This is a genomic window from Polynucleobacter sp. TSB-Sco08W16 (assembly GCF_018687455.1).
Lineage (GTDB): Bacteria > Pseudomonadota > Gammaproteobacteria > Burkholderiales > Burkholderiaceae > Polynucleobacter.
On sequence record NZ_CP061291.1, the window covers coordinates 1,117,633 to 1,132,158 of the forward strand.

Annotated in this window: 16 protein-coding genes; 12 read left to right on the plus strand and 4 right to left on the minus strand. The window is 46.8% G+C overall.

Going from position 1 to position 14,526, the window contains the following annotated elements:
• From FD961_RS05575 to FD961_RS05625, 11 genes are all read left to right on the plus strand, one after another.
• Positions 1-855 carry a 3-hydroxybutyryl-CoA dehydrogenase gene (locus tag FD961_RS05575; protein WP_215393013.1) on the plus strand — a complete coding sequence of 285 codons (855 nt, stop codon included), beginning with the start codon at positions 1-3 and terminating at the stop codon, positions 853-855.
• An 18-nt stretch (positions 856-873) separates the two neighbouring features.
• A complete protein-coding gene (locus tag FD961_RS05580; protein WP_251371223.1) occupies positions 874-1,365 on the plus strand; it encodes a DUF3429 domain-containing protein in 492 nt (163 codons plus the stop codon).
• A gap of 4 nt (positions 1,366-1,369) precedes the next feature.
• Complete coding sequence (locus FD961_RS05585; protein WP_215393014.1) at positions 1,370-2,683, plus strand: replication-associated recombination protein A; 1,314 nt, start codon at positions 1,370-1,372, stop codon at positions 2,681-2,683.
• 23 nt (positions 2,684-2,706) lie between these two features.
• The gene (locus tag FD961_RS05590) at positions 2,707-3,336 is read left to right on the plus strand and encodes a 2-hydroxychromene-2-carboxylate isomerase (protein WP_215393015.1); all 630 of its coding nucleotides are present in this window, start codon (positions 2,707-2,709) and stop codon (positions 3,334-3,336) included.
• 72 nt (positions 3,337-3,408) lie between these two features.
• The gene (locus tag FD961_RS05595) at positions 3,409-3,984 is read left to right on the plus strand and encodes a peptidylprolyl isomerase (protein ID WP_215393016.1); all 576 of its coding nucleotides are present in this window, start codon (positions 3,409-3,411) and stop codon (positions 3,982-3,984) included.
• Positions 3,985-4,011: 27 nt separating this feature from the next.
• Positions 4,012-5,835, plus strand: a complete 1,824-nt coding sequence (locus FD961_RS05600) for a bifunctional chorismate-binding protein/class IV aminotransferase (protein ID WP_215393017.1) — start codon at positions 4,012-4,014, stop codon at positions 5,833-5,835.
• Positions 5,836-5,844: 9 nt separating this feature from the next.
• A complete protein-coding gene (locus FD961_RS05605; RefSeq protein WP_215393018.1) occupies positions 5,845-6,399 on the plus strand; it encodes an NUDIX hydrolase in 555 nt (184 codons plus the stop codon).
• Positions 6,400-6,408: 9 nt separating this feature from the next.
• Positions 6,409-7,146 (plus strand): leucyl/phenylalanyl-tRNA--protein transferase, encoded by a 738-nt coding sequence (aat, locus tag FD961_RS05610; RefSeq protein ID WP_215393019.1) that lies wholly within the window; start codon positions 6,409-6,411, stop codon positions 7,144-7,146.
• Entirely contained in the window at positions 7,143-7,889 is a 747-nt protein-coding gene (locus FD961_RS05615; protein WP_215393020.1) for an arginyltransferase, read from the plus strand. The genes aat and FD961_RS05615 overlap by 4 nt, the downstream gene beginning before the upstream one ends.
• A 9-nt stretch (positions 7,890-7,898) precedes the next feature.
• Positions 7,899-8,933: a quinone-dependent dihydroorotate dehydrogenase gene (locus tag FD961_RS05620; RefSeq protein WP_215393021.1), complete on the plus strand. Its 1,035-nt coding sequence runs from the start codon at positions 7,899-7,901 to the stop codon at positions 8,931-8,933.
• Positions 8,934-9,054: 121 nt separating this feature from the next.
• Positions 9,055-9,879, plus strand: coding sequence for an IclR family transcriptional regulator (locus tag FD961_RS05625; protein ID WP_215393022.1), 825 nt, complete (start codon positions 9,055-9,057; stop codon positions 9,877-9,879).
• A gap of 10 nt (positions 9,880-9,889) precedes the next feature.
• Here FD961_RS05625 and FD961_RS05630 read toward each other — a convergent pair whose 3' ends face one another.
• From FD961_RS05630 to FD961_RS05640, 3 genes are all read right to left on the minus strand, one after another.
• A complete protein-coding gene (locus FD961_RS05630) occupies positions 9,890-10,894 on the minus strand; it encodes a serine hydrolase (RefSeq protein WP_215393023.1) in 1,005 nt (334 codons plus the stop codon).
• Between the two features lie 118 nt (positions 10,895-11,012).
• Positions 11,013-11,900, minus strand: coding sequence for a DMT family transporter (locus tag FD961_RS05635; protein WP_071465546.1), 888 nt, complete (start codon positions 11,898-11,900; stop codon positions 11,013-11,015).
• Positions 11,897-12,049, minus strand: a complete 153-nt coding sequence (locus FD961_RS05640) for a hypothetical protein (RefSeq protein ID WP_215393024.1) — start codon at positions 12,047-12,049, stop codon at positions 11,897-11,899. The genes FD961_RS05635 and FD961_RS05640 overlap by 4 nt, the downstream gene beginning before the upstream one ends.
• Before the next feature lie 67 nt (positions 12,050-12,116).
• Here FD961_RS05640 and FD961_RS05645 point away from each other — a divergent pair, with 67 nt between their 5' ends.
• Complete coding sequence (locus tag FD961_RS05645; protein WP_215393025.1) at positions 12,117-12,662, plus strand: phasin family protein; 546 nt, start codon at positions 12,117-12,119, stop codon at positions 12,660-12,662.
• 77 nt (positions 12,663-12,739) lie between these two features.
• Here the strand turns inward: FD961_RS05645 and lpdA are convergent, their stop codons facing one another.
• Complete coding sequence (gene lpdA / locus FD961_RS05650; protein WP_215393026.1) at positions 12,740-14,524, minus strand: dihydrolipoyl dehydrogenase; 1,785 nt, start codon at positions 14,522-14,524, stop codon at positions 12,740-12,742.
• Between the last annotated feature and the right edge of the window lie 2 nt (positions 14,525-14,526).

The following is a 14,526-nucleotide window of genomic DNA, read 5'->3' on the forward strand; positions in this document are numbered from 1 at the left end:
ATGAAGATTGAATCGGTCGGCGTAATCGGTGCAGGAACTATGGGTAATGGTATTGCGCAAGTCTGTGCAGTTGCCGGTCTTGATGTAGTCATGGTTGATATCAATGAAGCTGCTGTGCAACGTGGCTTAGATCAAATTAGCAAAAGCTTAGATCGCCTGGTTAAAAAAGAAACGCTTACTCCTGAAGGCAAAGATGCTGCTCTTAAGCACATCAAAGGCAGCACCTCTTATGCAGACTTTAAGGGACTTGGTCTAGTCATTGAAGCCGCGACTGAAAACCAAGCAATTAAAGAAAAGATTCTTAAGCAAGTCGATGAGATTGTCAGCAAAGACACCATCATCGCTACCAATACTTCATCGCTCTCCATTACGAAACTGGCTGCTCTCGATTCCAACCCTGAGCGCTTTATTGGAATGCATTTTTTTAACCCGCCACCCTTGATGGCATTGGTTGAAGTGATTCGCGGCCTCCAAACCAGTGACGCAACTCATGCTGCCATTATTGATATGGCAAAACGGGTTGGCAAAGAACCCATTACTGTGAAGAACTCACCAGGCTTTGTGGTCAATCGCATCTTGTTGCCAATGATTAATGAGGCTTTCTTTGTTTTGTCAGAAGGCCTAGCCAGTCCAGAAGATATTGATGCAGGTATGAAGCTCGGTTGCAATCAACCGATTGGTCCACTAGCTTTGGCTGACCTCATTGGTCTAGATACTTGCCTTGCAGTCATGGAAGTGTATTTTGAAAACTTCAGCGACTCAAAATACCGCCCATGCCCTCTTCTCCGTGAAATGGTTGCTGCTGGCTACCTCGGCCGTAAGACAGGTCGCGGCGTTTACACCTACGATAAATAACTTCCCCAAAGAGATCTTGTGAGCCCCACCCCTAACCCAATCCCGTCACTAGTACTAAAACTCGGCTATGCAGGCTTAATTCCTTTTCTTGGCCTTGCTTTAATGGTGCAACTGGCCCCGACCCCCCTCAACTACTTAAGCGCTGAATCGCTTGCTGGCTATGGCGCCGTTATCACCTCGTTTATGGGTGCAATGCATTGGGGCGCCAATTTACATACCCTGGGTAAGGCGCCGATTGGTGATCGTTGGATCGATCGCAACGCTTGGATCTGGGGAGTTATTCCCGCTTTGGTGGCATGGGTAGCCCTGCACATTTATATCCCTGTGGGTTTATTAATTTTGGCATCAACCTTAATCATCCAACGCAATATTGATCAAAACACGTATCAATACTATTTCTCAGATGATGTAGCGCGTGCTGCTTTTATGGTGATGCGCAATCGCTTGACGTTTGTTGCGGCTGCTTGCTTAACTTGGGCTGCGGTTGTGATTCTTTTTATACAAGCGTAATTGCATGAGCGGTCTTTTCGATAGCACTCCTCCGCCACCTTTAGCGGAAGCGCTTCGCCCAAAATCAATCGAGGAGGTTATTGGGCAGGCCCATTTACTCGCAGCTGGCAAACCACTGAACTTGGCATTTGCATCTGGAAAGCCTCACTCTATGATTTTGTGGGGCCCTCCTGGCGTTGGTAAAACCACACTCGCACGCTTATCTGCCAAAGCGTTTGATCGAGAGTTCATTGCTATCTCAGCAGTGCTCGCTGGCGTGAAGGAAATTCGTGAAGCCATAGAGCAAGCCCAACAAAATATGGCTCAATACGGCAAACAAACCATCTTGTTTGTAGATGAGATTCATCGTTTCAACAAAAGCCAGCAAGATGCGCTTCTGCCCCATGTGGAATCTGGCCTATTTACCTTTATTGGTGCGACTACTGAAAATCCATCCTTTGAGGTGAACTCTGCATTGCTTTCACGTGCTCAGGTTTATGTTCTGAGATCCTTAAGTAGTAGTGAGCTCAAGCAATTATTTGATCGTGCTCACCAGCATGCAATGCCTGAAGTGCATTTTGAGACTGCGGCAATTGATACTCTGATTAATAACGCTGATGGCGATGCGCGCCGCCTGCTGAATTTAGCTGAGCAAATTCGTAATGCGGTTCTCACTCCTAATGCTGAAGTAAAAATAGTAGATCAAGCCTTTATTGAGAACGCGCTCACCATGCAAGCAAGGCGCTTTGATAAAGGTGGAGATCAGTTCTACGATCAAATCTCCGCTTTGCATAAATCCGTGAGAGGCTCTGATCCAGATGCGGCACTCTATTGGTTTTGTCGCATGCTTGATGGTGGTGCGGATCCACGTTACTTAGCCCGTCGCATTATTCGGATGGCATGGGAAGACATTGGACTTGCTGATCCCCGGGCAATGCAGCTTGCTAATGATGCTGCCCTTACCTTCGAGAGGCTCGGGTCACCTGAAGGTGAGCTCGCACTAGGTCAAGCTGTGGTGTATTTAGCTGTCGCCTCCAAAAGCAACGCTAGCTATAAAGCGTTTAATGCGGCTCGCGCATATGTGGCTAATGACCAATCCAAACCAGTGCCAAATCATTTACGCAATGCCCCCACCAAACTCATGAAAGAGCTGGGTCACGGCAAGGAATATCGCTACGCACATGATGAGCCCCATGGATATGCGGCTGGTGAGACCTATTTGCCAGAAGGGATGGCAGAACCCCATTGGTATGAGCCAGTTGAGCGTGGGTTAGAGAGTCAAATTAAAGAAAAGATGGCTTTCTTGCGTCAGCTTGATGCTGAACATCATCAGAAATAAGTCAATACATTAGGCCAATCAATATGGGCACCAAAATTCCGGCGACTTTTTACTACGATATTGTTTCTCCATTTGCCTACTTGTACATCAAACAAAGACATCGCCTTGAGGGTGCACTGGACATCACTCCTGTAGCCGTTCTATTAGGTGGATTGCTAAGAGCAGCGGAGAATAAAGGTCCCGGTGAAATTGCTGCCAAACGCCCTCACACTTATCAGTTTTGCGTATGGCAAGCTGAAAAGCTAGGCATCCCTTTTCGCTTTCCTGAACATCATCCATTTATGACGGTAGCACCTCAACGCTTGTTGATAGAGCAAAACGCAGATTGGAAAATGGTAGAGCGAGCCTTTGATTATGTTTGGGTAGAGGGTAAGGATCCCAATCTTTCTTGGTCAGAATTTTGCATCTACTTAGGTTTGCCCGAAGATACACTCAAACCTGAATCTCCTGCAGTCAAAGCACAGCTGATGGCCAATAGCAATCAAGCTAAAGCGGATGGGGCATTTGGGGTGCCCGCCCTTATCGTCAATCAACACTGCTTTTGGGGCGTCGATACTATTGACTGGACCCTTGATTACCTGGCTCGACCTAGTATGTTTGACGAAGCCCCTTATACCAATGCGGGCACTATTCCCAGTGGCTTGCCTTCCTAGTTTGACTTTATTACGTAGCATCATTGAGCAATACAATCAGCTATATCACCATTAACCAATTCAGGAGTCTTTATGCGTAAGCTATTAGCCAGTCTCATTCTCATTACTAGTTTTTTTGCTAGTCAAGCTGCTTTAGCTGGACCGAAGGTGGAATTTAAGACCAATATGGGGAGCTTTGTGGTTGAGCTCGATGATGTGAAGGCTCCAAAGTCAACTGCAAACTTTCTCAATTATGTGAAGAGTGGTTTTTATAACGGCACTATTTTTCATCGTGTGATCGATGGCTTCATGATCCAGGGCGGAGGCTTTACACCTGATCTTGTGCAAAAGCCAACCGATGCCCCGGTAGCATCAGAAGCTAACAATGGCCTTAAGAACAATACTTATACCATTGCTATGGCACGCACATCTGATCCCGATTCTGCGACCGCACAGTTTTTCATTAACGTGAAAGACAATGATGCCCTGAATTACCCTAACGCTATGGGTAATGGTTACACCGTATTTGGAAAAGTAATTTCTGGAACCCAAACAATTGATGCGATCCGTAAAGTACCCACCATGGTAGCTCCTGCACCACGTATGGGCAGAATGGCTGATGTTCCAACCAAGCCCGTGCTTATCGAATCAGCGACGATCCTGAAATAAGTCTTCATTACTCTTGAATACGCCACCATGATTTTGCTAGATGATGCGCAAAGCACGGCGGCCAACCCTAGCAGTCGGGCTTATGAATCGCCACTGCGCTATTGGTGTATTCAGCCCAGTGGTGATCATGCTACCGATCGTAATGCCATTCAGGCTTGCTTGAGCGAGATATCCGATTCTTTAAAGCAAGGTCATTATGTTGTCGCTTCATTTGCTTATGAATTGGGAAGAGCGATTCACCAACTTCCACAACGCAAGGGATCAGTCAGCTCCCATCCACTAATTGAAGCTTGGTCGTTTGCAGAATTTAGAAAACTTTCTAAAGATCAGCTTGATGAGCTGATTCGCCATCACCTAGACAAACTCGATTCATCACAAAGAATCGCCGGCGTCTTGGATGTTCACGAATCTATTGATGAGCAACAGTTTTCTGCTGATATCAATCAGATTCAAGAATATATTCGTGCTGGCGATACGTATCAGATCAACCATACCTACCGCATTACCGGCAAGACTTATGGTGCGCCGCTGGCTTTATATCAACGCCTACGTGAGCGACAGCCCGGAAGGTTTGGTGCTTATATAGCCCAGGGCTCTCACTACCTTCTCTCTCAATCTCCAGAACTGTTTATCGAGCGCAGAGGCGACACGCTCAAAGCGATGCCGATGAAAGGCACTGCCAACGCGTTGTCTGAAGCGGCAAGTGCATTATCGGATGATCCTAAAAATCAAGCTGAGAATGTGATGATCGTCGATTTGCTGCGTAACGACCTGAGTCGTATCTCCTTGCCCAATACCGTCACTGTCCCCAAATTATTTGAGGTTGCAAGACATGGCGATGTATTGCAGATGACTTCAACAGTACAAGGGCAAATGAAGCCCGATGTCACATTACGCGATATTTTGTATGCCATCTTTCCCTGTGGCTCAGTCACTGGGGCGCCAAAGAAGCGCAGCATGGAAATAATTCAAGAGCTTGAGTCACAAGATCGCGGCTACTACTGCGGCGCCTTAGGATGGTTAGACCCTAACGGAGACTTTGCCTTTAGCGTTCCTATTAGAACCATGGAAATTGAGCGCGATGATCAGTCTCAAGCTGCTCGGTTTACTCTCGGCGTTGGTGCAGGCATCACCATTGACTCAAACGCAGCACAAGAATGGCAGGAGTGCCGCATTAAGTCTGCTTTTTTGAGAAATCTTCCGAGTGCTACGGGTATATTTGAAACTATCGCCTTGGTGAATGGCGCACCCCAAAGATTAGAGCAACATCTTGCTCGTATGCAGCATTCAGCAAGTTGTCTTGGCATCACTTTTGATAAAGCGAATGTTATTGATGCTATCTCGAGTGCTTGCGCAGCTCTCGACCAACACTTGGTATACAGACTTAGACTAGATCTTGATGTGAATGGTAATGTCAGCATTACCACTGGCATCCTTGAAGCCGTGCAAGAGCCAGTAAAGATTTTTTGGGCTAAAGATATTTTGCCGGGTGATCTCACCCTGCCTTCAGGGGATGCCTTGCTAGGCCATAAAATAAGTCAGCGCCTTCTCTATGATTTAGGGTGGCAAACCGCTGTCAAACTAGGGGGATTTGATACCCTGTTCATCAACGAACAAGGATTTGTAACAGAAGGTGGAAGAACGAGCGTCTTTATTAAACCTAAAGGAAGCGCAGAATGGCTGACTCCACCAGTATCTGCTGGCCTATTACCTGGAGTGATGCGCGCTGCCCTACTTGCTGATCCCTCTCTGAATGTCCGTGAAAGCAACCTTACTATTAAAGATGTTTCAATGGCGGATGAGATTATTCTTAGCAATGCCTTGCGAGGCGCTATCAAAGCCCACTTTTAGAAAGTTCGCATGAAGTATTGCCCCAACTGCGCTGCACCCTTAACAATCAAGATCCCTGCAGATGATTCTCGTGAGCGTCATGTATGCGAAGCCTGTGGCAGCATTCATTATCAAAATCCTAGAAACGTCGTTGGCAGCATCCCCGTATTTGGCAATCAAGTTTTATTGTGTCGGCGTGCAATTGAACCCCGTCATGGCTATTGGACATTGCCGGCCGGCTTTATGGAGTTAGGTGAAAGTACGAGCTATGGCGCAGCACGAGAAACACTAGAAGAAGCCGGTGCTACTGTAGAAATTGGCCCGCTCTACTCATTGCTCAATGTTCCCCATGCGGAGCAGGTACATCTTTTTTACCTTGCCAAAATGCACACATCTGAGTTTTCGGCCGGTGAAGAGAGTCTTGAAGTAGCGCTTTTTCATGAACATGAAATCCCTTGGGGCGAATTAGCTTTTCCAACTGTTAAACAAACCCTGGAATGGTTCTTTGCTGATCGTGCAGCTGGCGTGCTTGATGGCGAGTTTCATGTACGCAGTCGCGATGTTCTCCCTTCAGAGAGAATTTAATTCCGTCACATGAGTCAAATTACTTGGCTAGGGCCAAACGACTCCTTTCCGAATCCCCTGCTATCAGCTGATCCCGATCCGAGCGTTCCTGGACTCATTGCGGTCAGCGAGCGCATTTATCTTGGCCAACTATTGCAAGCCTACCAACTAGGCATCTTTCCCTGGTACTCCGATAAGCAACCCGTTTTATGGTGGTCTCCCGATCCCCGTATGGTTTTAAAACCTACCAACTTCAAGTGCAGCGAGTCTTTAAGAAAAAATATTCGCCACTTTTGCCAAGATACTCAAAGCCAACTAGTGGTAGATGCTGATTTTGGCGCAGTCATTCGGGCATGCGCCACCAGTGACCGAAAGGATCAAGACGGCACGTGGATCACCCATGAAATCATGGATGCCTATACGACGATTCATGAAGAAGGCTTTGCTCATAGCATTGCTCTGATTGAGAACGATGATCTGATTGGCGGCTTGTACTGCGTTGCTATTGGAGGCATGGTCTTCGGAGAATCCATGTTTAGCCGCAAACCCAATGCCTCCAAAATGGCCTTGGCAGCGCTAAGTGCCTGGTGCATACAGAATCAGGTAGCCATGATTGATTGCCAACAAGAGACAGCCCATCTAGACTCCCTGGGCGCTGCACCAATCTCCAGGCAGGTATTTTTGCAGCAACTGCAAATATCCTTAAATCAAACTAATATTAAGAAACCTTGGGATTTTGATAAGAATATTCTGACTTACTGGCTATGACACGGCTTAAAGAACTACCCTTAACCGCTCTGCAGTTTTATGCAACTGCTCCATACCCATGCAGTTACCTACCGAATAAGACTGCCCGCTCTCAAGTAGCTACACCCTCGCATCTCATTCATGCCGATGTTTATAACGAGCTTTTAAATGCAGGATTTCGTCGCAGCGGTCTGTATACCTACCGCCCATATTGCGATGAATGCAAGGCTTGTATTGCTACCCGTATTTTGGTGGATCAATTTAACCCTACGCGCAGTCAAAAGCGGGCCTGGAAAAAGCATGCTGGCCTAGAGGTCTTTGTTCTCAACTTAGGTTATCAAGAAGAACACTATCAACTCTATCAGCGCTATCAGAACGAACGCCATGCCGGTGGTGACATGGATAGCGATGACCAAGATCAGTACATGCAATTTTTATTGCAAAGCCGTGTCAACTCTCGGATTGTTGAGTTTAGAGATGGGCCTCATGATCCACATCCTGGTCGCCTTCGAATGGTGAGCATGATTGATATTTTGGAACAAGGTATTTCCTCGGTGTATACCTTCTACGATGCCACTGATAGCTCCGCTAGCTTTGGTAGCTACAGCATCCTCTGGCAAGTGGAACAGGCACGAGCACTACACCTTCCCTATCTTTATCTTGGCTACTACATTCAAGAGAGTGAAAAGATGTCCTACAAGGCCAAGTTTCAGCCAATGGAAGGGCTAATCGACGATCATTGGCAACCACTGACTGGTTCATAATATCTACCCATGATCGATCGCTATTCTCTTTTACGCCCTTGGCTTTTTTGTCTTGACCCAGAAAAAGCCCACGACCTTACCCTCAGCAATTTAGATCGTGCTCAGCGTTGGGGCTTGTTGAATCAGTTGATTACAAAACCAATTGCTGATCCACAGAAACTTTGTGGCATTACCTTTCCCAATCCAGTCGGTCTAGCTGCCGGCCTTGATAAGGATGGTAAACATATTGATGCGCTTGCCGCACTCGGATTTGGTTTTTTAGAAATTGGTACGGTCACTCCGCGCCCACAAGCAGGGAATCCAAAACCACGGATGTTTCGCCTACCAGAAGCACAGGCCATCATTAATCGCATGGGCTTTAATAATGATGGTGTAGAGGCATGCGTGACACGCGTGCGTCATTCACGCTTTTGGCAAGATGGCGGCGTACTAGGCTTAAACATTGGCAAGAATGCGACTACGCCCATTGAGAATGCGGCTAACGACTATGTGCAGGCGATGGAGGCTGTATATGACGTTGCTACCTATATTACCGTGAATATCTCTTCACCTAATACTCAGAATCTGCGTGCACTGCAGGGAGAAGAAATGTTGCGTGCATTGCTGGGCAGCTTAGATGATGCAAGAAAACGTTTGAGTGATCGCCATGGTGTTCGCAAACCCCTGTTTCTGAAAATTGCCCCCGATCTTGATCAAGGAGATATTCACCTGATTGCTGATCTCTTAATGGAGTTCGGAATAGATGCTGTGATTGCCACCAATACAACCATTGCACGCGATGCAGTTCAAGGCATACAGCATGGCGAAGAAATGGGTGGACTTTCAGGTGCGCCTGTTCGTATTGCATCCAACGTCGTCATCAAAGCACTTAAGGCACGACTTGCTAATCACTTACCAATTATTGGTGTAGGTGGTATTTTGTCGGGCGCTGATGCAAGAGAAAAGATCATGGCAGGAGCAAGCTTAGTGCAGCTCTACAGCGGCTTAATCTATCGAGGCCCAGATCTTGTCAATGAGTGCGCAAGAGCCTTAAGGCAGTCTTAAATACCTTAATAGCGCATTTCATTTGCCGGGATCGCATCGAGAGTGTGCTTATGGGGTTCTTTTTCTATCAGATAGCATTTCATAATATGCAATATGGCATGGAATCGCTACAATAAGGCCTATGAATTCAAGCAAAACTGTCAAAACCTCTAAATCCACCGGGGAAGTTGCTAAAACAGCTATCCAGGTAGTGGAGCGCATGATGAATTTGCTCGATGCCTTAGCCGAGCATGAAGAATCCAGTAGCCTCAAAAACCTAGCGGAGCAGACTGGTCTCCACCCTTCTACCGCTCATCGCATTCTGAATGACATGGTTGCCTGCAGACTAGTTGAGCGCGGTGATGGCGGCACGTATCGCCTGGGATTAAAACTGCTGGAGCTCGGTAATTTGGTGAAGGCAAGACTGTCTGTGCGTGAAGCTGCGCAAGTACCAATGCGTACTCTGCATAAGCTAACTGGCGAGACTGTTAATCTTTCCGTGCGCCAAGGCGATGAAATTGTTTATGTTGATCGCGCCTATAGCGAACGGTCCGGCATGCAGGTTGTGCGTGCTATTGGCGGAAGAGCGCCCCTACACCTGACCTCAGTTGGAAAACTATTCTTAGCTAGCGATGACGCTAATCAAGTTCGTGCATATGTCACCCGTACAGGACTGTCAGGCCACACACGCAACAGCATTACAGACTTAGCAAAGCTCGAATCTGAGTTGAATCATGTGCGCCGGGTTGGCAATGCACGGGATGATGAAGAATTAGAACTCGGGGTAAGTTGTCTTGCTGCAGCTATTTTGGATGACACTGGAAAATTAGTCGCCGGCTTATCGCTGAGCGCTCCAACCGATCGTATTCAAGCCGATTGGCTGCGATCGCTGCAGGATACCGCCCTTCAGATCTCGAAGGGCATGGGCTATAAACCTAAATCCGCTGAGCCAGGCACATCCGCCTAGCGCAATCTCATTACATTAAGCGGCGAATTGGCTGCGCGCCCGAAGGCATACGCTCATACCAATCACGTACACGTACTGCATCAGCAAAACGGGATTGAGTACCAACAGAATCTAAGAACACCAACAGCAGTGGTGTGTTATTCACCTTGGCCTGCATCACCAAACATCTACCGGCCGCATTAATAAATCCCGTTTTTTGCAAGCCAATATCCATATCCCCTGAGCGCACCAGACGATTAGTGTTCAAGAATTTTTGTGGGCGGCCGGCAATGACAATGGTCATATCTGGCCAAGTTGAAAACTCACGAATCACTTTATATTGATAAGCCGCATTAAGCATGCGAGTTAAATCTTCAGCAGATGCCACATTCTCACTCGTCAAACCAGTTGGGTCTTCAAAGTGAGAGTGATCCATTCCCAAATCTTTTGCCTTGTGGTTCATAGCAGAAACAAACGCTGGCAGACCGCCTGGGTAGTTTCTGGCCAAGGTATAGGCAGCGCGGTTCTCAGAGGACATGAGGGCAAGATGTAATGCACCTTCGCGTGTGAGAACAGTACCCTCTGCTAAGCGTGAGTGCCTATAGATGTGTGCGTCTTCTGGATTAATGATGATGGTTTCATCCATGGGCAGTTTTGCATCAAGGACTACCATCGCCGTCATTAACTTGGTAATTGATGCAATAGGCAAACTGACAGAAGGATTTTTTTCAAAGTACACATCTTTTGTGTCTTGATTGACCACCATCACAACACTGGATTTCAGATTGAGTTCATCGCGTTGTCCGCGTAATCCCAAGGCTGTGGCCAAAGATGGTGGACCAGCAACCACCGGTGCATTAGAACGAGTAACTGTAACGCGAACCGCTTTAGGCTTCTTTGGAGACTTGACTACAACCTTACTACTCTTGGTTTGCTTATCTTTATCTTTGCTGGCGGCTAATGCTGGCGCAATTTCTAATGCGCCACAGGCAAATACCAAGGTAAGAGCAAAGAGCCAAAAACGATTCAAACGCATTCCAAAATACCTTCCAAAACTTTCAACATACGGAATGATAATTAATTTCTAGATGAAAAACGGAATTATTCGCCCCATCTAGGTTATTTCAGTCCACCAGGTAAATCCTATTTCACCCCTACTCAGCAATCGTGGCTACGGTATTGACTTGACGAGCATTTACCAGCACAACACCAGTCATTGTCAAACACAGGCCCAGCGCCATCATCAGAGTAAAAGGCTCATCAAACAACAACCAAGCCATCAGCGCAGTAGTTGGAGGGGTTAAGTACAGCAAACTGGTTACCTTAGTTGCAGCCCCTTTACGAATCATCATGAACAGCAGGCTAATAGAGCCAATTGATAAAGGAAAGATTGCCCATAGCAGTGCGCTAATGACCGGAAGATTCCAAACCATCACACCTGTTTCGAAGAAGTACATACAAAAGAAACAAAGAAAGGCGGATACGCCAAACTGAATAGATGAGCCGGCCCGTAGATCAAATACCGGACAGTATTTCTTTTGATACAAGGTTCCAAAGGTAATGGATAACAATGCAGCAAACGCCAGCACATAGCTCACCAGGGGAATATGAGCAAAACCAATCTTTTCAGCAACCACCAAAGCAACACCAGCAAAACCAAATCCCAAGCCTATCCATTGGCGAGGCGATACTCTCTCTGAAATCCAGGCGGCGAACCAAGCTGTCAAAATAGGCTGGAGGCCAACAATGATGGCAACTAGCCCAGCCGTCATTCCTAGTCTTACCGCACACCAAACACCCAATAAGTATCCAAACTGAAGTAAGACCCCCGCAACTGCAATATGCTTCATTTGAGACCAGCTAGGCCAAGTGATGCGCCAGACTAAGCTCAGAGCTGCCATCGCCGCAATAACACCCATAAATCGCCAAAATAGAAAGGTGGCTGGCTCTACGTAAGGCATCGCCAAACGTGCAATGACAAACCCAGTGCTCCAAATCAATACAAATAAGGGTGCAATAAGGTCGTCTTGGCTAAGCTTCATTGGTAACTTGCTGAAAATATTGGTTTTTTTGAATAATCAATGATTTTAGGCTCTTTTTTGAGATCACCCTCCAGCTGAAGCATTGACCCCTGCAGCCAACACACATGATGCATCGCAATATGAGCGCCATATAATGGTGCATCAATCATTAGTTGACCCAATCTGATCAGGGGGTCATAGTACGAACAAGAAAACCACCCAAACTTAGGGACCGAGATGAACTTGACGCCAGAACAAATCGCAGCGGCACAAAAAGCCAATTTAGAAACTCTGACTGGCTTGACCAACCAAGCGCTGCAAAGCATTGAAAAATTGGTTGAACTCAATTTAGCAATTGCAAAGCAAAGTTTGAGTGATAGCGTAAACAATGCTAAGAAAGCATTGGAAGTAAAAGATATTCAACAACTTCTTGCCCATCAGGCAGAAACCGTTCAACCTATCGCTGAAAAAATTATTTCTTATAGCCGTCATTTATATGAACTGGCTCATGAAACCCAAGACAGCTTCACTAAATCTGCTGAGAAGGAATTTGCAGCCGGTCAAAAGAAAATGAATGCGCTAGTTGAAGAATGGACTAAGAATGCCCCTCCCGGTTCTGATGTCGCCATTCAAACGCTCAAACATGCAATTGCATCAGCTAACAACGTTTATGAAACGAGTCAAAAGGCAGTTAAGCATGCCGTTGAAGTTGCGCAAACTAACATGAATACAGCAGCTGATACCGTTAGCAAGACTGCAAGCAAAGCATCTAAGAAAAAGTAATCTCAAGAAGCTTTGTAGTGCAAAAGCCCCGATCTCTCGGGGCTTTTTCTTTTGTGGTCCTTTGAAAGCTAAAGTTTTTAGGACTTCTTCTTAACTGGTGGCAAGTCTGTGCAGTGACCGTGAGCTGCCTCTGCAGCAAGACCTACTGACTCACCCAGAGTGGGATGTGGGTGAATGGTTTTACCAATATCGACTGCATCAGCGCCCATCTCAATAGCAAGACATACTTCGCCAATCAAATCGCCCGCATGGGTACCGACAATGCCACCACCAATAATGCGATGGGTTTTAGCATCAAAGATTAATTTGGTGAAACCTTCATCACGACCATTGGCAATCGCACGACCACTAGCAGCCCATGGAAATAGTCCTTTTTCATAGGCAATATCTTGGGCCTTGCACTGCTCTTCAGTCAATCCAGCCCAAGCTACCTCTGGATCGGTATACGCAACCGATGGAATTTGCTTGGCATCAAAGTAAGATTTCTCACCTGCTGCTGCTTCAGCTGCAACGTGCCCTTCATGTACGGCCTTATGAGCCAACATTGGTTGACCAACCAAGTCACCAATCGCAAAGATGTTGGGGACGTTAGTACGCATTTGCTTATCAACTGGAATAAAGCCACGTTCATCGACTTGCACACCTGCTTTATCAGCATCAATCTTCTTGCCGTTTGGAGTGCGACCAACGGCAACTAGAACTAAATCATAGGTCTGTGGCTCAGCAGGTGCATTCTCACCCTCAAAACTGACTTGTATGCCGTCCGGCTTAACTTCAGCCTTAGCAGCACGGGTCTTGAGCATGATCTTTTCAAAGCGTCCGGCATTGAACTTCTCCCAGACTTTTTCCAAATCACGGTCTGCACCGGCCATGAGGCCATCCATCATCTCAGCAATATCAATACGCGAACCCAAGGTGCTGTAGACCGTTGCCATCTCAAGACCAATAATGCCGCCACCGATGACTAACATTCTTTTCGGAATACTCTTTAGTAAGAGTGCTCCAGTGCTATCCACAATTCGAGGATCTTCTGGCAAGAAAGGCAACTTTACTGGTTGACTACCCGCCGCAATAATGGCCTTCTGAAAGCGCACTACTTCTTTTTGACCTGTTAAGTCTTGGCCATCGCCACCCGTTAACTCCACTTCAACGTGGTTTGCGTCTAAGAAACGGCCTAAGCCACGCACAACTTTTACTTTACGCGCTTTAGCCATCCCAGCTAATCCACCAGTTAACTTGGCAATCACTGACTCTTTGTAACCACGCAATTGATCAATCTCAATCTTAGGCGCGCCAAAAGTGATGCCATGTTTAGCCATAGTCTTAACTTCATCCATGACAGAAGTGGTGTGCAGCAATGCTTTGGATGGAATACAGCCAACGTTCAAGCACACACCGCCTAAAGTGGCATAACGCTCTACGAGAACGGTATTCATACCCAAGTCAGCGCTACGGAATGCCGCGCTATAACCACCAGGGCCTGCACCCAGAACTAATACTTCACACTCATGATCTACCTTACCGCTGTACTGACCTGCTTTTGGCGCTGGAGCTAGCGCAGCAGGCGGAGGTGTTTGTGCCGGAGTAGATATTGCTGGTATAGCAGCAGGTGCCGCTGAGGCAGCACTTGCCTCAATTTCAGCAATGACAGTTCCCTTGCTGACTTTGTCACCCAACTTGACAGCAATACTAGTAACCGTTCCGGCAGCATCTGCTGGAACTTCCATAGTGGCTTTGTCTGATTCAAGCACCAGCAAGGGCTGCTCCTTTTCAATGACATCACCAACTTTAATCAATACTTCAATTACTGGGACATCTGAGTAATCGCCAATATCCGGAACGAGGATTGTTTGCTTAGCCATAA